Source organism: Streptomyces alboflavus (assembly GCF_000716675.1).
Classification (GTDB): Bacteria; Actinomycetota; Actinomycetes; order Streptomycetales; family Streptomycetaceae; genus Streptomyces; species Streptomyces alboflavus.
Genome location: NZ_JNXT01000019.1, coordinates 45,223 through 64,839 on the forward strand (window position 1 = coordinate 45,223; position 19,617 = coordinate 64,839).

17 protein-coding genes are annotated in these 19,617 nt (G+C 71.1%); 13 read left to right on the forward strand and 4 right to left on the reverse strand.

From position 1 onward, the window contains the following. Positions 1 to 69: 69 nt before the first annotated feature. From recG to mutM, 8 genes are all read left to right on the forward strand, one after another. Positions 70 to 2,325: an ATP-dependent DNA helicase RecG gene (gene recG / locus OO63_RS16280; protein WP_030361950.1), complete on the forward strand. Its 2,256-nt coding sequence runs from the start codon at positions 70 to 72 to the stop codon at positions 2,323 to 2,325. A gap of 101 nt (positions 2,326 to 2,426) precedes the next feature. Next, positions 2,427 to 3,020, forward strand: a complete 594-nt coding sequence (gene rsmD, locus OO63_RS16285; RefSeq protein WP_030361951.1) for a 16S rRNA (guanine(966)-N(2))-methyltransferase RsmD — start codon at positions 2,427 to 2,429, stop codon at positions 3,018 to 3,020. 26 nt (positions 3,021 to 3,046) lie between these two features. After that, a complete protein-coding gene (gene coaD, locus OO63_RS16290; RefSeq protein ID WP_193560590.1) occupies positions 3,047 to 3,526 on the forward strand; it encodes a pantetheine-phosphate adenylyltransferase in 480 nt (159 codons plus the stop codon). A gap of 60 nt (positions 3,527 to 3,586) precedes the next feature. Next, positions 3,587 to 4,756: a F0F1 ATP synthase subunit B gene (locus OO63_RS16295; RefSeq protein WP_030361953.1), complete on the forward strand. Its 1,170-nt coding sequence runs from the start codon at positions 3,587 to 3,589 to the stop codon at positions 4,754 to 4,756. Between the two features lie 186 nt (positions 4,757 to 4,942). Next, positions 4,943 to 5,596 (forward strand): YceD family protein, encoded by a 654-nt coding sequence (locus tag OO63_RS16300; RefSeq protein ID WP_030361954.1) that lies wholly within the window; start codon positions 4,943 to 4,945, stop codon positions 5,594 to 5,596. A gap of 2 nt (positions 5,597 to 5,598) precedes the next feature. Further along, a complete protein-coding gene (rpmF, locus tag OO63_RS16305; protein WP_030361955.1) occupies positions 5,599 to 5,772 on the forward strand; it encodes a 50S ribosomal protein L32 in 174 nt (57 codons plus the stop codon). Positions 5,773 to 5,779: 7 nt separating this feature from the next. Next, positions 5,780 to 6,610, forward strand: coding sequence for a ribonuclease III (gene rnc / locus OO63_RS16310; protein WP_078619170.1), 831 nt, complete (start codon positions 5,780 to 5,782; stop codon positions 6,608 to 6,610). A gap of 212 nt (positions 6,611 to 6,822) precedes the next feature. After that, the gene (mutM, locus tag OO63_RS16315; RefSeq protein WP_030361957.1) at positions 6,823 to 7,704 is read left to right on the forward strand and encodes a bifunctional DNA-formamidopyrimidine glycosylase/DNA-(apurinic or apyrimidinic site) lyase; all 882 of its coding nucleotides are present in this window, start codon (positions 6,823 to 6,825) and stop codon (positions 7,702 to 7,704) included. A 58-nt stretch (positions 7,705 to 7,762) separates the two neighbouring features. Here mutM and OO63_RS16320 read toward each other — a convergent pair whose 3' ends face one another. Further along, entirely contained in the window at positions 7,763 to 8,176 is a 414-nt protein-coding gene (locus tag OO63_RS16320; protein ID WP_030361958.1) for a winged helix-turn-helix transcriptional regulator, read from the reverse strand. Between the two features lie 133 nt (positions 8,177 to 8,309). Between OO63_RS16320 and OO63_RS16325 the strand changes: the two genes are divergently transcribed. Next, positions 8,310 to 8,900 carry a flavodoxin family protein gene (locus tag OO63_RS16325; protein WP_030361959.1) on the forward strand — a complete coding sequence of 197 codons (591 nt, stop codon included), beginning with the start codon at positions 8,310 to 8,312 and terminating at the stop codon, positions 8,898 to 8,900. A gap of 69 nt (positions 8,901 to 8,969) precedes the next feature. On the opposite strand, the gene OO63_RS16330 is transcribed toward OO63_RS16325, so the two are convergent. Beyond that, positions 8,970 to 9,854 (reverse strand): CAP domain-containing protein, encoded by an 885-nt coding sequence (locus OO63_RS16330; protein WP_346009328.1) that lies wholly within the window; start codon positions 9,852 to 9,854, stop codon positions 8,970 to 8,972. A 545-nt stretch (positions 9,855 to 10,399) separates the two neighbouring features. Between OO63_RS16330 and OO63_RS16335 the strand changes: the two genes are divergently transcribed. The 4 genes from OO63_RS16335 (at position 10,400) to OO63_RS16350 (ending at position 16,893) form a co-directional block, all read left to right on the forward strand. Next, a complete protein-coding gene (locus tag OO63_RS16335; protein ID WP_030361961.1) occupies positions 10,400 to 10,681 on the forward strand; it encodes an acylphosphatase in 282 nt (93 codons plus the stop codon). A 394-nt stretch (positions 10,682 to 11,075) separates the two neighbouring features. Continuing rightward, positions 11,076 to 11,279, forward strand: a complete 204-nt coding sequence (locus tag OO63_RS16340; protein ID WP_030361962.1) for a hypothetical protein — start codon at positions 11,076 to 11,078, stop codon at positions 11,277 to 11,279. A 340-nt stretch (positions 11,280 to 11,619) separates the two neighbouring features. Further along, entirely contained in the window at positions 11,620 to 15,234 is a 3,615-nt protein-coding gene (gene smc / locus OO63_RS16345; RefSeq protein WP_030361963.1) for a chromosome segregation protein SMC, read from the forward strand. A gap of 231 nt (positions 15,235 to 15,465) precedes the next feature. Further along, entirely contained in the window at positions 15,466 to 16,893 is a 1,428-nt protein-coding gene (locus OO63_RS16350; protein WP_030361964.1) for a sugar porter family MFS transporter, read from the forward strand. Positions 16,894 to 16,947: 54 nt separating this feature from the next. Here the strand turns inward: OO63_RS16350 and OO63_RS16355 are convergent, their stop codons facing one another. Both OO63_RS16355 and OO63_RS16360 read right to left on the reverse strand, forming a co-directional pair. Then, complete coding sequence (locus OO63_RS16355) at positions 16,948 to 17,925, reverse strand: LLM class flavin-dependent oxidoreductase (RefSeq protein WP_030361965.1); 978 nt, start codon at positions 17,923 to 17,925, stop codon at positions 16,948 to 16,950. 117 nt (positions 17,926 to 18,042) lie between these two features. Next, positions 18,043 to 19,509 (reverse strand): purine-cytosine permease family protein, encoded by a 1,467-nt coding sequence (locus OO63_RS16360; RefSeq protein WP_030361966.1) that lies wholly within the window; start codon positions 19,507 to 19,509, stop codon positions 18,043 to 18,045. Positions 19,510 to 19,617: the final 108 nt, after the last annotated feature.

A 19,617-nucleotide genomic window follows, 5' to 3' on the forward strand; every position in this document is an offset into this window, starting at 1 on the left:
GGAAGGGGTGGGGTTGGGGAGCCCCCGGCAAGGCCCCCTGCCCCCCAATTGTCAGTCCCGTGGTGTGCAATGGATCTCGTGCACGCGCTCCAGGAACCATTGAAGAACGCGCTCGGCCAGGCCACCGCGAAGGTGATGGCCGAGCACCTCGGCCTGCACACGGTCGGCGACCTCCTGCACCACTACCCACGGAGGTACGCGGAGCGGGGCGAGCTGACCCGCCTCTCCGACCTCCCGCTGGACGAGCACGTCACGGTCGTGGCCCAAGTGGCGACGGCCCGCGTGCTGCGGTTCAACGGCGGCAGCGGCCAGCGCCTGGAAGTGACCATCACGGACGGCAGCGGCCAGCTCCAGCTGGTCTTCTTCGGCCGCGGCATCCACAAGCCGCACAAGGACCTCCTCCCGGGCACACGCGCGATGTTCGCGGGCAAGGTCTCCGTCTTCAACCGCAAGATGCAGCTGGCCCACCCGGCGTACGAACTGCTGCGGGGCGACGGCGAATCGGCCGCGGACGCGGTGGACTCCTGGGCCGGGGCGCTCATCCCGATCTACCCGGCCACCGCCAAGCTGGAGTCCTGGAAGATCGCCAAGTCCGTGGACGCGGTGCTGCCCAGCGCCCAGGAGGCCCTGGACCCGCTGCCGCCCGCCCTGCGCGAGGGCCGGGGCCTGATCCCGCTCCCCGAAGCCCTCCTGAAGATCCACCGCCCGCACGCGAAGGCGGACATCGCCACCGCCAGGGACCGGCTGAAGTGGGACGAGGCGTTCGTGCTCCAGGTAGCCCTGGCCCGCCGCCGCTTCGCCGACGCCCAGCTCCCCGCGGTGGCCCGCAGACCGCGCCCGGACGGCCTCCTCGACGCCTTCGACGCCAAGCTCCCCTTCACCCTCACGGACGGCCAGCGCGCGGTCTCCAAGGAGATCTTCGACGACCTCGCCACCGAACACCCGATGCACCGCCTCCTCCAGGGGGAAGTCGGTTCCGGTAAGACGATGGTGGCCCTGCGCGCCATGCTCGCCGTCGTCGACGCGGGCGGGCAGGCCGCGATGCTCGCGCCCACCGAGGTCCTGGCCCAGCAGCACCACCGCTCGATCACCGAGATGATGGGCGAGCTCGCGGAAGGCGGCATGCTCGGGGGCGCCGAGCACGCGACGAAGGTCACGCTGCTCACCGGCTCCATGGGCACGGCCGCCCGCCGTCAGGCCCTGCTCGACCTGGTCACGGGCGAGGCGGGCATCGTCATCGGGACGCACGCCCTGATCGAGGACAAGGTGCAGTTCCACGACCTCGGCCTGGTCGTGGTCGACGAGCAGCACCGCTTCGGCGTGGAGCAGCGCGACGCCCTGCGCGGCAAGGGCAAGCAGCCGCCCCACCTCCTCGTGATGACGGCGACCCCCATCCCGCGCACGGTCGCGATGACGGTCTTCGGCGACCTGGAGACCTCCGTCCTCGACCAGCTCCCGGCCGGCCGCTCGCCGATCTCCACGCACGTCGTCCCGTCCCAGGACAAGCCGCACTTCCTCGCCCGCGCGTGGGAGCGCGTGCGCGAGGAGGTGGAGAACGGCCACCAGGCGTACGTGGTCTGCCCCCGCATCGGTGACCTGGACGACGAAGGCGCGGAGGAGCCCAAGAAGACCAAGAAGGGCAAGAAGGCCCAGGGAGCCAAGGGGGCCGGCGAGAACGCGGAGGAGCCCCCGGCGGACGACGCCGACAAGCGCCCCCCGCTCGCCGTCCTCGACGTCGCCGAGGAGCTCGCCCATGGCCCCCTGCGCGGCCTCGGCGTCGAGGTCCTGCACGGCCGCATGCAGCCCGACGACAAGGACGCCGTGATGCGCCGCTTCGCCGCGGGCGAGACGCACGTCCTGGTCGCCACGACGGTGATCGAGGTCGGGGTGAACGTCCCGAACGCCACCGCCATGGTGATCATGGACGCCGACCGCTTCGGCGTCTCGCAGCTGCACCAGCTCCGCGGCCGCGTCGGCCGCGGCTCCGCGCCCGGCCTGTGCCTCCTGGTCACCGACATGCCCGAGGCGAGCCCCGCCCGCGCCCGCCTGAACGCCGTCGCGGCCACCCTCGACGGCTTCGAGCTCTCCCGCGTCGACCTGGAGCAGCGCCGCGAGGGCGACGTCCTCGGCCAGGCCCAGTCCGGGGTCCGCTCCTCGCTGCGCATGCTCGCCGTCATCGACGACGAGGAGATCATCGCCGCGGCCCGCGAGGAGGCGACCGCCGTGGTCTCCCGCGACCCCGACCTGGAGCACCTGCCGGAGCTGCGCACCGCCCTGGACGCCCTCCTGGACGCGGAACGCGAGCAGTACCTCGACAAGGGCTGACAAGGCCTGACAACGGCTGAAGCGCCCGCACGGCATATCGTGAGGACAAGCCCCACCCCCGAGGGCGAGCCCCACCCCCAGCCGAAGGACGCAGAGACCCCATGACCCGCGTGATCGCCGGTGTGGCCGGCGGACGCCGCCTCGCCGTCCCGCCGGGGAACGGCACCCGGCCCACATCGGACCGCGCCCGCGAGGGCCTGTTCTCCACCTGGCAGGCCTTCCAGGGCACCCTCGACGGCGCCCGCGTCCTCGACCTGTACGCGGGCTCCGGCGCCGTCGGCCTGGAGGCCCTGTCCCGCGGCGCCGCGCACGCCCTGCTCGTCGAGGCCGACGCCCGCGCCGCGCGCACCATCCGCGAGAACATCAAGGCGCTCGGGCTGCCCGGCGCCGAGGCCAGGGCGGGCAAAGCGGCCCAGGTCATCCGCGAGTCAACCCCTGCCACCCCCTATGACCTGGTGTTTCTCGACCCCCCTTATGCCGTCGGTGACGACGATCTTCGGGAGATCCTGCTCACACTCCGCTCGGGAGGGTGGCTCACGGACGACGCGCTCGTCACCGTTGAACGCAGTACGAGAGGCGGAGAATTCGCCTGGCCGGACGGCTTCGAGGCCTTGAGGTCCCGTCGCTACGGCGAGGGAACGTTTTGGTACGGTCGCGCCGCCTCTTCGTTCGAAGAGTCTGAGATCGCGCCATGACCCGACCGGAGAGCGAGGGACTTCCGTTGCGCCGCGCCGTCTGTCCGGGGTCGTTCGACCCCATCACCAATGGCCACCTCGACATCATCGCCCGCGCCTCCAAGCTGTACGACGTGGTGCACGTCGCGGTGATGATCAACAAGTCCAAGAAGGGCCTGTTCGAGATCGACGAGCGGATCGAGCTGATCCGCCAGGTCACCGCCGAGTTCGGCAACGTGGAAGTCGAGTCGTTCCAGGGCCTGTTGGTCGACTTCTGCAAGGAACGCGATATTCCGGCCATCGTCAAGGGCCTGCGCGCGGTCAGCGACTTCGACTACGAACTCCAGATGGCCCAGATGAACAACGGCCTCACGGGTGTCGAGACGCTGTTCGTGCCCACCAACCCCGCCTACAGCTTCCTGTCCTCCTCGCTGGTCAAGGAGGTCGCGTCCTGGGGTGGCGACATCGCGCACCTGGTTCCCCCGGTCGTGCTCGAAGGCCTCAACAAGCGCCTCGCCAAGGGCTGATCAGGGGCTACAGTCGTCCCGTCCGTCTCCCAACCAGCTGTAGAGAGTGGCGAGCCCGCGGTGGACGTGCAGAAGAAGATCGACCAGATCGTCGAGACGGTCGGCAGCGCCAAGTCCATGCCGATGTCCGCCTCGTGCGTGGTCAACCGCGCCGAGCTCCTGGCGCTGCTCGAAGAAGTGCGCCAGGCCCTGCCCGGCTCCCTCGCCCAGGCCCAGGAGCTGATCGGTGGCCGGGAGCAGCTGGTCGAGCAGGCCCGCCAGGAGGCCGAGCGGATCATCGAGGGCGCGCACGCCGAGCGCGGCTCGCTGATCTCCGACACGGAGGTCGCGCGCCGCTCCCAGGCGGAGGCCGACCGCATCCTGGCCGAGGCCCGCCAGGAGGCCACCGAGGTCCGCCAGGAGGCGGACGACTACGTGGACAGCAAGCTCGCCAACTTCGAGGTCGTCCTCACCAAGACCCTCGGCTCCGTGGGCCGCGGCCGCGAGAAGCTCCTCGGCACCGGACCCGGCGTCGACGAGCAGGGCTACGAGGACGAGGACGCCCCCGAGCGCAGCCACGACCCGGACACCCTGCGCCGCAACGCCGACGTGTACGTGGACGTGAAGCTCGGCGCCTTCGAGGCGGTCCTCGCCAAGACCCTGGAGGCCGTCGGCCGCGGCCGCCAGACCCTGCACGGCCGCGCCCCGGCGGACGAGCTCAGCGAGCTCGGCGAGGCCGGCGCCAAGAAGCACAGCTCCGACGCGGACTACCTGGCGGACCTGGCCGAGACCCCCGACGGCCCCGCCCGCCCGGCCGCCCCGCAGACCCCGCCCCAGAGCCCGCCGCCGATCCCGGCACAGCAGCCCTACGCGCCCGCCCCGCCCCAGCACGAGCCGGACCCGTACGCGTACCGGCAGGACCAGTACGGACAGCCGGTCCAGGCCCCGTACGCACAGGCCGCCCAGGACCCCTACGCCCAGGGCGGGGACCAGTACGGCGGCCAGGCCCCGTACGCGGGCCAGGATCCGTACGCCTACCAGCAGGGGTACGGCCAGCCGGATCCGTACGTGTACCAGCAGGACCCCTACGCGTACCAGCAGCAGGGGTACGACCAGAACCAGCAGCAGGCCCCGCAGCAGCAGGACTACGGGCAGCAGAGCCCCGCGCCCGCCGTGCTCGACGAGACCAGCCTCTTCGACACCACCATGATCAGCGCGGAGCAGCTGCGCCAGTACGAGCAGGGGCGCTAGGCGCGGCAGGGCGCGGGCACCGGGGCCGGGCGCCGGCCGATTGGGCCGAGAGCGAAAGGTCCAGTATCCTGGCTCTTCGGTCGCGCGTATGTCCGCGGTCCGAGCTGCCCGCTCACACCGCGTTCTCGCGGCCTCGGCGCGGTGGCCTCCTTGCCAAGCCCCCAGGATTCGAAAGCAGGAAACCCCCTGAGCACGCGCCTCGACCACCGAAACCCGCTTGTGTTCGACACACACGAGCTGGGTCGGCGTCCCGGTGCCATGCAGCGGGTGACCCGCACCATCGAAGCCCCCGGTTCACCGGCTCCGTTCGGTGTCGAAGGGGTCATCGGAGTGCCGGACGGCGCCCCGGTGGAGCTGGACATCCGCCTGGAGTCGGTCATGGAAGGGGTGCTTGTCACAGGCACCGCCCGTGCATCGGCCAAGGGGGAGTGCGTAAGGTGTCTGGAGCCGGTCGAGCTCGCGCTCGACGCGGACTTCCAGGAGATGTTCTCGTACCCTGACGCCGACGACCGGGGCCGCACCGCGGAACCGGCCGACGACGCCGAGGACGACGAGGACAGGCTTTTCCTCGAGGACGGCATGTTCGACCTCGAGCCCGTGCTGCGGGACGCGGTGGTGCTCGCACTGCCGATGCAGCCGGTGTGCCAGGACGACTGTGAGGGCCTGTGCTCCGAGTGCGGAGTGCGGCTCGCGGACGACCCGGACCACCACCACGACGCCGTCGACATCCGTTGGGCGGCTTTGCAAGGACTCGCTGGCACCATCCAGGACGGCGAGAAGGACGAGATGAGCGGCGACGCGCCTCGAACGGCGCACGTCGACGAGAAGCAGGAGAAGTAGCCGTGGCTGTTCCGAAGCGGAAGATGTCGCGCAGCAACACGCGCCACCGCCGGTCGCAGTGGAAGGCTGCGGTCCCCACCCTGGTTTCGTGTGAGCGTTGCCAGGAGCCCAAGCTGCAGCACATCGCGTGCCCCGCTTGCGGCACCTACAACAAGCGCCAGGTCCTCGAGGTCTGAGCGGCTGGTGAGAGGCGCTGTGTCTAGCCCGAAGAAGGCGGAAGACGCCAAGATGGCAGACAGCAACAACGCGGCCTCGTCCCACACGCTTCTGGAAGGGCGGCTCGGGTATCAGCTCGAGTCCGCCCTTCTGGTGCGTGCGCTCACCCACCGTTCGTACGCGTACGAGAACGGCGGTCTGCCCACCAACGAGCGTCTGGAGTTCCTCGGGGACTCCGTGCTCGGCCTCGTGGTCACGGACACGCTGTATCGCACCCACCCCGACCTGCCCGAAGGCCAGCTGGCCAAGTTGCGGGCCGCGGTGGTCAACTCGCGTGCGCTGGCGGAGGTGGGTCGCGGGCTCGAACTCGGCTCCTTCATCCGGCTCGGCCGGGGCGAAGAGGGCACGGGCGGCCGGGACAAGGCCTCCATCCTCGCCGACACCCTGGAAGCGGTGATCGGCGCGGTCTATCTGGACCGGGGTCTGGAAGCGGCGAGCGAGCTGGTGCACCGGCTCTTCGACCCGCTGATCGAGAAGTCCTCGAACCTCGGCGCGGGCCTGGACTGGAAGACCAGCCTCCAGGAGCTCACCGCGACGGAGAACCTCGGCGTGCCCGAGTACCTCGTCTCGGAGAGCGGCCCGGACCACGAGAAGACCTTTACTGCTGCCGCCCGCGTCGGAGGCGTCTCGTACGGCACCGGCACCGGCCGCAGCAAAAAGGAAGCGGAGCAGCAGGCCGCGGAATCCGCCTGGCGCGCCATTCGCGCGGCGGCGGACGAGCGAGCCAAGGCGGCGGAAGCGGCACAAGCCGAATCGACGCCACCGGATTCGCCGTTCGGCGAAGCCGAATCCGCTTGATCCCCCCAGCAAGTCGAACGCCCGCCCGTAACCGGCCCTCCGGCCGACGGGCGGGCGTTCTGCTGTCGGGGCGGCTCTGGGGTCGAGGGGCTGTCCATAGCCCGTCCGGCGCTTGAGGACGAGGCGCGGAGCGCCGACAGGACCTCAACCCCGGCGGACGCCGAGCGATAAGCTACCGGCGCCCCCACCCCGCACCCGTCCGGAGGACCCCCGTGCCTGAACTGCCCGAGGTAGAGGTGGTCCGACGCGGCCTCGAACGCTGGGTAGGCGGCCGGACCGTCTCCGACGTGGAGGTCCTGCACCCGCGCGCCGTCCGACGGCACCTCGCGGGCGCCGAGGACTTCGCGCTCGGCCTCAAGGGCCACCGCTTCGGCGCCCCCATGCGCCGCGGCAAGTACCTGTGGCTGCCCCTCGCGGACAGCGGCACCTCCGTCCTCGCGCACCTGGGCATGAGCGGCCAGCTCCTGGTCAAGACCGAACAGACCCCGGACGAGAAGCACTTGCGGATCCGGGTGCGCTTCACGGACGAGCTGGGCGCCGCCGCCCCGGACGCGGCAGGCACCGAGCTGCGCTTCGTCGACCAGCGGACCTTCGGCGGCCTCTCCCTGCACGAGAACACCCCGGACGGCCTGCCGGACGTCATCGCGCACATCGCCCGCGACCCGCTCGACCCGCTCTTCGACGACGAGGCCTTCCACCAGGCCCTGCGCCGCAGCCGCAGCACGATCAAGCGCGCCCTGCTCAACCAGTCCCTGATCAGCGGCGTCGGCAACATCTACGCCGACGAGGCGCTGTGGCGCACCCGGCTGCACTACGAACGCCCGACGGCCACCTTCACCCGGCCCCGCACCGCCGAACTCCTCGGCCACGTACGGGACGTGATGAACGAGGCCCTCGCCGTCGGCGGCACCAGCTTCGACAGTCTCTACGTCAACGTGAACGGCGAGTCGGGCTACTTCGACCGCTCCCTGGACGCGTACGGCCGCGAGGACGAGCCCTGCCGGCGCTGCGGGACGCCGATGCGGCGGCGGCCCTGGATGAACAGGTCCAGCTACTTCTGCCCGCGCTGCCAGCGCCCGCCGAGGCTCCCGTAGCGTTCACGCCCGCCGAGACTCCCGTAGTGTTCACGCCCGCCGAGGCCGCGGGCACGGCTCAGCGCCCGGCCTGGCTCTCGTCGTAGCGCCGCTGGGCCGCCAGTACGTCGTCCTGGTTGCCCTCCACGAAGTGGATCAAGGTCAGCAGGCGCTCGGCGATCTGCTCGCCCAGCGGGGTGAGGCGGTAGTCCACGCGCGGCGGGTTCGTCGGCTGCGCGTCGCGGTGCACCAGACCATCGCGCTCCAGGGCGTGCAGCGTCTGCGACAGCATCTTCTCGCTCACGCCGTCGACCCGGCGGCGCAGCTCGTTGAACCGGAACGTCCCGTCGTGCAGCGCGCCCAGCGTGAGCGCGCCCCAGCGACCCGTGACGTGCTCCAGCGTGGTCCGCGACGGGCAGGCACGCGCGAACACGTTGTAGGCGAGGTCCGCGTCGGCGTCGGAGGCGCTCTCGGGGCGTACGAGGGGGTCCATACCGGCAGCATACTCTCCCGCAGCGCTAACCATGAGGTTGCGCTAACGAAAAGTTAGTGCTTTCCTTTCGTTTGTCGGCCGGTCCACGGGCCGCCGCCTCCCCACCCCCGTCCCCGTCGAGGAGTACTCCGCCATGTCAAGCCCCGTTGTCGCCATCGCCTACCACTCCGGATTCGGGCACACCGCCGTCGTCGCGGAGGCCGTCCGCGCCGGTGCCGAGGACGCCGGTGCCGACACGCACCTGATCAAGGTCGACGAGATCACCGAGGCCGAGTGGGAGCTCCTGGACGCGGCGGACGCCATCGTCTTCGGCTCGCCCACCTACATGGGCACCGCCTCGGGCGCCTTCCACGTCTTCGCGGAGGCCTCGTCGAAGCGCTGGTTCACCCGTGCCTGGCAGGACAAGATCGCCGCGGGCTTCACCAACTCCGCGTCCAAGAGCGGCGACAAGCTGCACACCCTGCAGTACTTCCAGACGCTCGCCGCCCAGCAGGGCATGCACTGGGTGAGCCTCGGCCTGCTCCCCGGCTGGAACTCCACCGAGGGCTCCGAGACCGACCTCAACCGCCTCGGCTTCTTCTCCGGCGCCGCCGCCCAGACCAACTCCGACGAGGGCCCGGAGGCCGTGCACAAGGCGGACATCGCCACGGCCGAGCACCTCGGCCGCCGCGTCACCGAGACCGCGCGGATCGTCCTCGCGGGCCGCGCGGCCGTGGCGGCCTGACGCGGCCCGGGGCGCCCGGGCTGTCGGGGCGCCGCGCGCGCAGCGGTCCGCGCGCGGCGGAGCCGTGGCTCAGAAGCCGAAGTCCTGCGTCCACCACGGGCCGCCCGGCGCGAAGTGCGCGCCGACGCCCAGGGTCTTGTAGTCGCAGTTGAGGATGTTGGCGCGGTGGCCGGGGCTGTTCATCCAGGCGTCCATGACGGACTGGGCGTTGGCCTGGCCCCGGGCGATGTTCTCGCCGCCCAGGTCCTGGATGCCGGCCTTCTCGGCGCGGTCCCACGGGGTCGCGCCGTCCGGGTCGGTGTGGGCGAAGAAGTCCCGCTCGGCCATGTCGGCACTGAAGTCCCCGGCCAGCGTGGCGAGCCCGGGGTCGGCGGTCACCGGTCGGCAGCCCACGTTGGCCCGCTCCTGGTTGACCAGGGCGAGCACCTCGGCCTCGGCCGCGGTCTCGTCGGCCGACGGCTTCGCGGGCGCGGGCGGGGCGGTGGGCTTCTGGGGCGTCGTGCGGCTCGGGGCGGGCGTCCGGTCCGGCTTGTCCGCGCCGATGTCCTTGCCCGGGTCCTCGCGGTCCTTGTCCGCGCCCTTGCCCTTCTCGGCCTTGCCGCCCTCGCCGGGCTTGTCGGCCTCGTCGCGTCCGGCGCCCTTGTCGCCGCTGTCGTGCTGCGGCTTGGACGGCGTGGTCGAGGGCTTGCCGGACGGCTTCTGCGAGGGCTCGGCGCTCGACTCCGACGGGGGTGGGGTGTCGGAGGCGGGGCCCGGGGTGGTGCGGTTGCCCTCGGCGGTGCCGTTGGCGCCGCCCTGGGGGTCGATTCCGGAGGGGGAGCCCGCGGTCCTGACCGCGCCGGGGGTGTCGCCACCGCCCAGCGAGTAGGTGTCGCCGCCGGGCACCAGGCCGGAGGCGACCGCTACGGCGCCCATCGCGACCGCGGCGGAGACGCCGAGCAGTCCGGTGCGCACGGGTGTGGAGGCGCGGCGCCTGCGCCGGTGCTGCGACGGACCGCGCCGACGGCCCTCCCCGCCGGGCAGGGCGCTCGCGGCCGTCTCGGCGGTCGAGGTGCCGAAGAGATAGGCGTCGGAGGAGGACGCGTCGAATCCCCCGTTTCCCCCGCGTGCCGCGTATCCCTCGTATCCCTCGTATTCCGCGTGCCCCCGGTAAAAGCCGTACGCGCCGGAAGCGTTCTCATAAGAGCCCGCACCGGCGGTGCCCGAAGCGTCCCCGGAACCCGTGAGGTCAGCGGATCCGGCGGAATGATCGGGAAGTTCGGAGTGATCGGAACGGGGGGAATGATCGGCGCGGCCGGTGGCGGCGCGGCCGGCGGCGGAGCGTCGGTGGCGTCCCATCTCCTGGCCTTTCGTCCTGACGCCCGGCACGTGCCCGGGGCGTCGTTCTGACCGTCGACGTGACTCACCCATACGGGTGAGGCTCGTCGAGTCGCGACTGTACGCGATGGCGCAAGGGGGCGAAGTGCTCCCTGAGCAATTGGCCGGTTAGCGTGCACCTTATGAACGAAGAAGTCCGGCTCACCGCCTGGGTGCGCGGCCGTGTACAGGGAGTGGGTTTCCGCTGGTTCACGCGGGCCAAGGCGCTCGAGATCGGAGCCGTGAGTGGTTTTGCTCTCAATCTCGACGACGGCCGCGTGCAAGTGGTCGCCGAAGGTTCACGCGAGCGTTGCCAACGGCTCCTCGACTGGCTCCGCGCGGGCGACACTCCCGGCCGCGTCGACGGTGTGACTGAGATCTGGGACACGCCACGGGGCGGCTACGAGTCGTTCGCCATTCGCTGACGCGGGTCCGCTCGGCGCGCTCCGGCGTGCCCCGGCGGATGTGGCCGTGGCACCTGTCTGGGGCAGGAAAGACCTGGTGATTGCCAAGAGGGGCTTGCCGTGGCAGGCTCCGAGGGTAAGGATGATCTCGACGCCCCCAGGGCCCCGCCGCAGAGGCAGCGCCGTAGTTCCACGGCCGCGCGCCCCCGGGTCGCCCGTCAATACGGGGCGTGATCGTGTTGACCGTCAAACTTTTTGGTGAGACTCTGGAAGCCCCGCGCACCTTAGCTGTTTGGCATGTGAGAACGGCCAAGTAACACCCAGCAAGAACAGAAGAGTGCCAGGCACCGCGGGTGCGATTCCCTCACGACCCACACCGATTCGGTCGGTCACTCAGTGTGGAGGACCATCCATCATGGCAAAGGCGCTTCTCGGTTACGTCGGCGGCAGCGACCCGCGACTCCTCGCCGAGATGCGACGGCTTCAGCAGCGCGTCCAGGACCTGGAATCCGAGCTCGTCAGGATCCAGGCGGAGAACGACACGCTGGCGGCTGCCGCTTCTCACGACGCGCTCCTGGAGAGCATCGACGTACCCCAGGCGGAGCCTGCGCTCACCTGACCCACGCCACTTCGAGCCCACGGCAACGGACTTTCCTGCCACGCGTGGTCGGGCCGCCCGTCATAAGCCGCTGAACAAGAGAGATCTGCTTGATCGAATAGATCCAGGAGATCCGCGATAGATCCGAGAGATCTGCAAGGGACGCTTCGGCGTCCCTTCTTTCTTTGTGGCTCCCGTCCCCGGGCTTTGCGTCCCCCGGGCTTTGCCGCTCCCGCTGCCCCGGGCCCTGCCCGTCGCCGTGCCCCGTGGGGCCTTACACCTGATGTGCCCTGCACCTTCCGCCGTGAAACTGCTCGCACGTTCCTCGGTGAACTCACGGAGAAAGGTAGAGTCACGCGGCGTGCACCTCAAGGCCATGACACTGCGCGGTTTCAAGTCCTTCGCGTCGGCGACGACGCTGAAATTCGAACCGGGCATCACCTGCGTCGTCGGACCGAACGGATCCGGCAAGTCCAACGTCGTGGACGCGCTGAGCTGGGTCATGGGCGAACAGGGCGCCAAATCGCTGCGCGGCGGCAAGATGGAGGACGTCATCTTCGCCGGGACGACCGGCAGGCCCCCGCTCGGCCGCGCCGAGGTGTCCCTCACCATCGACAATTCCGACGGCGCCCTGCCGATCGAGTACGCCGAGGTCACCATCACGCGGATCATGTTCCGCAACGGCGGCAGCGAGTACCAGATCAACGGCGACACCTGCCGTCTGCTCGACATCCAGGAACTGCTCTCCGACTCCGGCATCGGCCGCGAGATGCACGTCATCGTCGGCCAGGGCCAGCTCGACTCCGTCCTGCACGCCGACCCCATGGGCCGCCGCGCCTTCATCGAGGAGGCCGCAGGCGTCCTCAAGCACCGCAAGCGCAAGGAGAAGGCGCTGCGGAAGCTGGACGCGATGCAGGCCAACCTCGCGCGCGTGCAGGACCTCACCGACGAACTGCGGCGCCAGCTCAAGCCCCTGGGACGCCAGGCCGCCGTCGCCCGGCGCGCCGCCGTCATCCAGGCCGACCTGCGCGACGCCCGCCTGCGCCTGCTCGCCGACGACCTCGTGGGCATGCGGCAGGCCCTGAACGCCGAGGTCGCCGACGAGGCCGCGCTCAAGGCCCGCAAGGACGCCGCCGAGGCCGAACTGAAGACGGCCCTCCAGCGCGAGGCGGTCCTTGAGGACGAGGTGCGTCGGCTCAGCCCGCGCCTTCAGCGGGCCCAGCAGACCTGGTACGAACTGTCGCAACTGGCGGAGCGGGTGCGCGGGACGATCTCCCTCGCCGACGCCCGGATCAAGAGCGCCCGCTCGGCGCCCGCCGAGGAGCGGCGCGGACGCGAGCCCGAGGACATGGAGCGTGAGGCCGCCCGCATCCGCGAACAGGAGGCGGAGCTCGAAGCGGCCCTCGAAGCCGCGCAGTACGCCCTCGACGACACCGTCACCCACCGCGCGGAGCTGGAGCGCGACCTTGCCGCCGAGGAGCGGCGCCTGAAGGACGTGGCGCGCGCCATCGCCGACCGGCGCGAGGGCCTGGCGCGGCTCGGCGGCCAGGTCAACGCGGCCCGGTCGCGGGCGGCGTCCGCGCAGGCCGAGATCGACCGGCTCGCGCTCGCCCGCGACGAGGCACGGGAGCGGGCGGTCACCGCGCAGGAGGAGTACGAACAGCTCAAGGCGGAGGTCGACGGCCTGGACGCGGGCGACGCCGAGTTGGGGGAGCGGCACGAGGAGGCCCGCCGCGCCCTCGCCGCCGCCGAGGCCGAGGCGAGCGCGGCCCGCGAGGCGGTCACCGCGGCCGAGCGGAAGCGTGCCGCCGTCGCCGCCCGGCACGACGCCCTCGCCCTGGGCCTGCGCCGCAAGGACGGCTCGGGCGCGCTGCTCGCCGCCCGCGAGCGGCTCACCGGGCTGCTCGGCCCCGCAGCCGAACTCCTCAGCGTGGCACCGGGCTTCGAGGTGCCGGTGGCGGCGGCGTTCGGCGCGGCCGCCGACGCGATCGCCGTGTCGACGCCCGCATCGGCAGCAGAAGCGATCCGCCTGCTGCGCAAGCAGGACGGGGGGCGGGCCGCGCTGTTGCTGGCGGGGGCGCCTGACGGCGGCGACGGTGACGGGGGCGCCGGTGCCGCCGCTGGTCGGGCCGACGGGACCCCCGTCGACGTACCGCCGGACACGCGCCGCGACGGCCCCCCGCGCGCCGCCGAACTCGTGCGCGGACCCGCCGAGTTGATGCCCGCCGTGCGGCGGCTGCTGCGGGATGTCGTCGTGGTCGGGACCCTGGAGGACGCCGAGGACCTGGTCTACGCGCACCCGGAGCTGACGGCCGTCACCGCCGACGGGGATCTGCTCGGGGCGCACTTCGCGCAGGGCGGGTCCGCGGGTGCGCCGAGCCTCCTTGAGGTGCAGGCGTCCGTCGACGAGGCGGCGGCCGAGCTCGCCGACCTTGACGTGCGGTGCGAGGAGTTGGCCGGGGCGCAGCAGCGGGCGGGGGAGTCGCGCGCGGAGTGTGCCGCGCTGGTCGAGGAGCTGGGGGAGCGGCGGCGCGCCGCCGACCGGGAGAAGTCGGCCGTCGCCCAGCGGCTCGGGTCCCTCGCCGGGCAGGCGCGCGGCGCCGCCGGGGAGGCGGAGCGGTCGGCCGCCGCGGCCGCCAAGGCCCAGGAGGCACTGGAGCGGGCCGCGGCGGAGGTCGAGGAGCTGGCCGAGCGGCTCGCCGTCGCCGAGGAGGCGCCGGCCGACGAGGAGCCCGACACCGCCGTGCGCGACCGGCTCGCTGCCGACGGCGCCAACGCACGCCAGACGGAGATGGAGGCCCGGCTCCAGGTGCGCACGCACGAAGAGCGGGTCAAGGGTCTCGCCGGGCGCGCCGACGGCCTCGACCGCGCCGCCCGCGCCGAACGCGAGGCCCGCGCGCGTGCCGAGCAGCGCAGGGCGCGGCTGCGCCACGAGGCCGCCGTCGCCGAGGCCGTCGCCTCCGGCGCCCGCCAGCTGCTCGCCCACGTCGAGGTCTCCCTGGTCCGCGCCGAGCAGGAGCGGGCCGCCGCCGAGCGCGCCAAGGAGGTGCGGGAGCGGGACCTGGTCGCCGAGCGGAACCAGGGGCGCGAGCTGAAGGACGAGCTGGACAAGTTGACGGATTCAGTCCACCGGGGCGAGGTACTCGGCGCGGAGAAGCGGCTGCGGATCGAGCAGCTGGAGACCAAGGCGCTGGAGGAACTCGGTGTGGAACCCGCGGGGCTCGTCTCCGAGTACGGGCCCGACCAGCTCGTGCCGCCCTCGCCCGCCGCCGAGGGCGAGGAGCTGCCCGAGGATCCGGAGCACCCGCGCAACAAGCCGGTGGCCTATGTGCGCGCCGAGCAGGAGAAGCGCCTCAGGTCAGCCGAGCGGGCGTACCAGCAGCTCGGGAAGGTCAATCCGCTGGCCCTTGAGGAGTTCGCGGCCCTGGAGGAACGCCACAAGTTCCTCAGCGAGCAGCTGGAGGACCTCAAGAAGACCCGGGCCGACCTCCTCCAGGTGGTCAAGGAGGTCGACGAGCGCGTCGAGCAGGTCTTCACCGAGGCCTACCGGGACACGGCCCGGGAGTTCGAGGGGGTCTTCAGCAGGCTCTTCCCGGGCGGTGAGGGACGGCTGATCCTGACCGATCCCGACAACATGCTCACCACCGGTGTCGACGTCGAGGCCAGGCCGCCCGGCAAGAAGGTCAAGCGGCTCTCGCTGCTCTCCGGCGGCGAACGGTCCCTGACCGCCGTGGCGCTGCTCGTGTCGATCTTCAAGGCGCGGCCCAGCCCGTTCTATGTGATGGACGAGGTCGAGGCGGCGCTCGACGACACCAACCTGCAGCGGCTCATCCGGATCATGCAGGAGCTGCAGGAGGCCTCGCAGCTCATCGTGATCACGCACCAGAAGCGGACGATGGAGGTCGCGGACGCGCTCTATGGCGTGTCCATGCAGGGCGACGGCGTCTCGAAGGTGATCAGCCAGCGGCTGCGCTAGCCCTCGCCCGGTTCACCCCTCCAGCCCACCCCGCGTTCAGAGCTTGAACGCGGGGTGTGGTCTTGTGTGGCTCAGATTCACAGTTAACGAACTATTGACTTCGCAACTTGAAGGAATAGTCTCTGCAACGTTGCTTTTACCTTCAGGTGGTGGGCGGCGTGAAGTTGTGCGCCACTTGAAGGGCTCTCACCCCCACCCCCGGCAACGCAGCCGGTGGCCCGAGGAGTACACGTGACCAGCACAGCGCAGCCGCCGCAGCCCGGGGCCAGGGAGGCCCATCCGGACCATCTCGGCCATGTCATCTTCATCACGGCAGCCGCCGCGATGGGCGGGTTCCTCTTCGGCTACGACAGTTCCGTGATCAACGGCGCGACCGTCGCGATCCAGGACCGGTTCGACGTCAACGCGGACATGCTGGGCTGGATCATCGCCACCGCGCTGCTCGGCTGCGCCGTCGGTGCCGCCGTCGCGGGCCGCATCGCCGACCGCATCGGCCGCATCCGCTGCATGCAGATCGCCTCGGTCCTCTTCGCGGCCAGCGCCGTCGGCTCCGCGCTGCCGTTCGCCGCGTGGGACCTCACCGTGTGGCGCTTCATCGGCGGCATCGGCATCGGCATGGCCTCCGTGATCGGCCCGGCCTACATCGCCGAGGTCGCGCCGCCCGCCTACCGCGGCCGCCTCGCCTCCTTCCAGCAGGCCGCGATCGTGGTCGGCATCGCCGTCTCCCAGCTCGTCAACTGGGGCATCCTGAACATGGCGGACGGCGACCAGCGCGGCAACCTGGCCGGCCTGGAGGCCTGGCAGTGGATGCTCGGCGTCATGGTCGTCCCGGCCGTCCTCTACGGCCTGCTGTCCTTCGTGATCCCCGAGTCCCCGCGCTTCCTGCTCTCCGTCGGCCGTCAGGCCGAGGCCAAGAAGGTGCTCGCCGAGGTCGAGGGCACTTCCGTCGACGTCGAGGCGCGCGCTGCCGAGATCGAGCTGGCCATGCACCGCGAGCACAAGTCGACGTTCAAGGACCTGCTCGGCGGCAAGTTCGGCTTCCTGCCGATCGTCTGGATCGGCATCTTCCTGTCGATCTTCCAGCAGCTCGTCGGCATCAACGTGATCTTCTACTACTCGAACCAGCTCTGGCAGTCGATCGGCCACGACCCGAGCAGCTCGTTCCTGTACTCCTTCGAGACGTCGATCGTGAACATCGTCGGCACGGTCATCGCGATGATCTTCGTCGACCGGATCGGCCGCAAGCCGCTCGCCCTCATCGGCTCCGCCGGCATGGCCATCGCCCTGTTCACCATGGCCTGGGCGTTCTCCTACCGGACCGGCTCCGGTGACGACGTCTCGCTGCCGCAGGGCCAGGGTCTGACCGCGATCATCGCCGCCAACGCCTTCGTGCTCTTCTTCGCCCTCTCCTGGGGCGTGGTGGTCTGGGTGCTGCTCGGCGAGATCTTCCCGAACAAGATCCGCGCCGCCGCGCTCGGCGTGGCCGCCTCCGCGCAGTGGCTCGCCAACTTCGCGATCACCAAGACCTTCCCGAGCATGTCGGAGTGGAGCCTGACCGGCTCGTACATCATCTACGGCGCGTTCGCCGCGCTCTCGATCCCCTTCGTCGCCAAGTTCGTCAAGGAGACGAAGGGCAAGACCCTGGAGGAGATGGGCTAAACCCCGCTGCCCCGCTCCTCTTGAGGAAGCTGCCCCGGCCCGAGGACCGCAAGGTCAGTCCTTGAGCCGGGGCAGTACGTTTTCGCCGAACAGATGCAGGCTCCGCCACCCCTCGTCCACCGGCATCCCGCCGGCGAGCGGATGCAGGACGAGGTTCGCCCCCGACTCCGCGAGCGCCACGCACGCGTCGGGCGTGAGGATCCGGTATACGCGCTCGGCCCGCAGTTCGCCGACCGTCGTGGCCGCCGAGCGCACCGCGGAGCGGATGTCGTCGGACTGCCAGGAGGCATAGGTGCGGGCCTCGTGCAGGAAGTGCTCGCCGTACGCGGCCCAGGTGCGGTCGGGGTCCTCGCTGAGGTGCAGCAGGGGGGTCTCGGCGGCGGGCATCATCGTCCAGCCCTCGGTGCCGTACTCGGCGCGCTTCTCGTCGTAGTACGCCTGCAGCTCCGGCAGATGGGCGCTCGGGAAGAACGGCAGGCCGAACCGGGCGGCGCGGCGGGCCGCCGCCCGGGACGAGCCGCCGACCAGGAGCATCGGGTGCGGCCTGGTGTACGGGCGCGGGGTGACGCGCACGGTGCGGCCGCGGTGGCTGAACTCCTCGCCGGTCCAGGCCTTGAGCAGGGTCTCGAGCAGCTCGTCCTGGAGCTTGCCGCGCCGGGTCCACTCGACGCCGAACGCCGCGTACTCCTCGGGCCGGTAGCCGATCCCCGCGACCGTGACGAGACGGCCGCCGCTCAGCAGGTCGAGCACGGCGATGTCCTCGGCCAGGCGCAGCGGATCGTGCAGCGGCCCGATGACCGCCGAGACGGTCACCGCGATGCGCCGCGTGGCCCCGAACACCGCGCCCGCGAAGGCGAACGGTGAGGGCAGCCAGTTGTTGGCGACGCCGTGGTGCTCCTCGGTCTGGATCGTGGACACGCCGCGGTCGTCGGCGTACGCGGCCATCTCCAAGGCCGCGCGGTAGCGGGCGCTGAGGGTGTCGGGGGTGGCCTCGGGATCGACGAGGTTGACACGTACGACTGTGACGGGCATGCGGAACGTCCCCCTTCACCGGGACGGCGAGCCGCGGGCAGCGGGCCGGGTGCGGCGAAGGGGGACGTTAGCTGACGCTGTGTCAGATGGCCAGGGGTGGGCGGGGGTCGGGGATGTTCACGCCTTGGCCGCGGCCGGCTTGGCCACGGCGACGGGAGCGGGCTCGGCCGCCGCCGTCTCGGGGAGCGGCCGGCGCGGAAGCAGGGCGTACATCGCGCCCGCGACCACGATCGTGACGAGCCAGCCGAGGCCGTTGCGCCCGATCCAGGAGGTGGCGAGCGGGCCGCTGAACCAGTCGACCTTGGTGAAGAGCAGGCCCACGACGAGCGCGAGGGCCCAGGCCGTCATGGCCTGCCAGGCGAAGCCAGCCTTGTACCAGTACGCGCTGGTGCGCTTGGTGTCCATCAGCGCTTCGCCGTCGTAGGTCTTCCTGCGGAACATGTCGACGCCGAAGACACCGATCCAGGCGGAGAACGCGACCGCGAGCAGCGTCAGGAAGGAGATGAACGAACCCATGAAGCTGGTGGCGACGTTCATCAGGAGGTAGCCGAAGATCAGGCTGATGATCGCGTTCACGCTGACCGCCCAGGCGCGCGGGACCTTGATGCCGAGCGTCATGGCGGTGAAGCCCGCGGAGTACATCGACATCGAGTTGATCAGCAGCATGCCGATCAGGGCCATGATCAGGTACGGCACCGCGATCCATGTCGGCAGCAGGTCGCCGAGGAAGGCCACCGGGTCCTGCGCCGAGGACAGCTTCGGCTGCGAGACGGCCATGACCGCGCCCATCAGGACCATGGGCACCACGACGATGGCGGCGCCGCCGACGGCGTGCCCGACCAGCGGCCTGTTCGGGGCCGTGCGCGGCAGATAGCGGGTGAAGTCCGGGCCCGTGGGCACCCAGCTGATGCCGCCGGCCGCGATCGTGCCGATGCCCGCGATCATCATCGCCGTCGAGCCCGCGGGCTTGTCGAAGACCTGGCCCCAGTCGGTGTCCGTGAGGAGGTAGACGAGCACCAGGACGCTGAACGCGCCGAAGAGGTACGTCGACCAGGTGCTGCACACGTGCAGGACCTTGCGGCCGAGGCCCGAGATGAGGAACGTCGCGGCGACGAAGCCGAGCAGCGTGATGACCTTCAGCGCGGTGTTCTGCTTCACCCCGAAGCAGATGTCGAGCACCGTGAGGATCGCGTACGCGCCCGTGACCGCGTTGATCGTCTCCCAGCCCCAGCGCGCGACCCAGATCAGCGAGCCGGGGAAGAGGTTGCCGCGCTGGCCGAAGACCGCGCGCGAGAGCGTCATGCCCGGGGAGCCGCCGCGCTTGCCCGCGATGGAGACGAGGCCCACCAGGCCGTAGCTCAGGACGGGGGAGACCAGGGCGACGACCAGGACCTGCCAGAAGTTCAGGCCGTTCGAGACGATCAGGCCCGCGCCCATCGTCAGGAGCAGAACGCTGATGTTGGCGGCGACCCAGGTGGGGAACAGCTCGCGGGTCCTGCCGTGGCGCTCGGAGTCCGGGACGGGCTCAAGGCCTCGGGTCTCCAGGGCGCCTTCGTGTTCGGCCGTTTCGGCGGTGGTGCTCATGAGGGGTGGTTCCGTGCCTCTCGCTCGGCTTGCGTCGACGTCGTCGCCGGCCGGTGGGGGTGAGCTGGGTGAATCAGCAGATGGGACTCTACGCGCGTTGACGCAGCC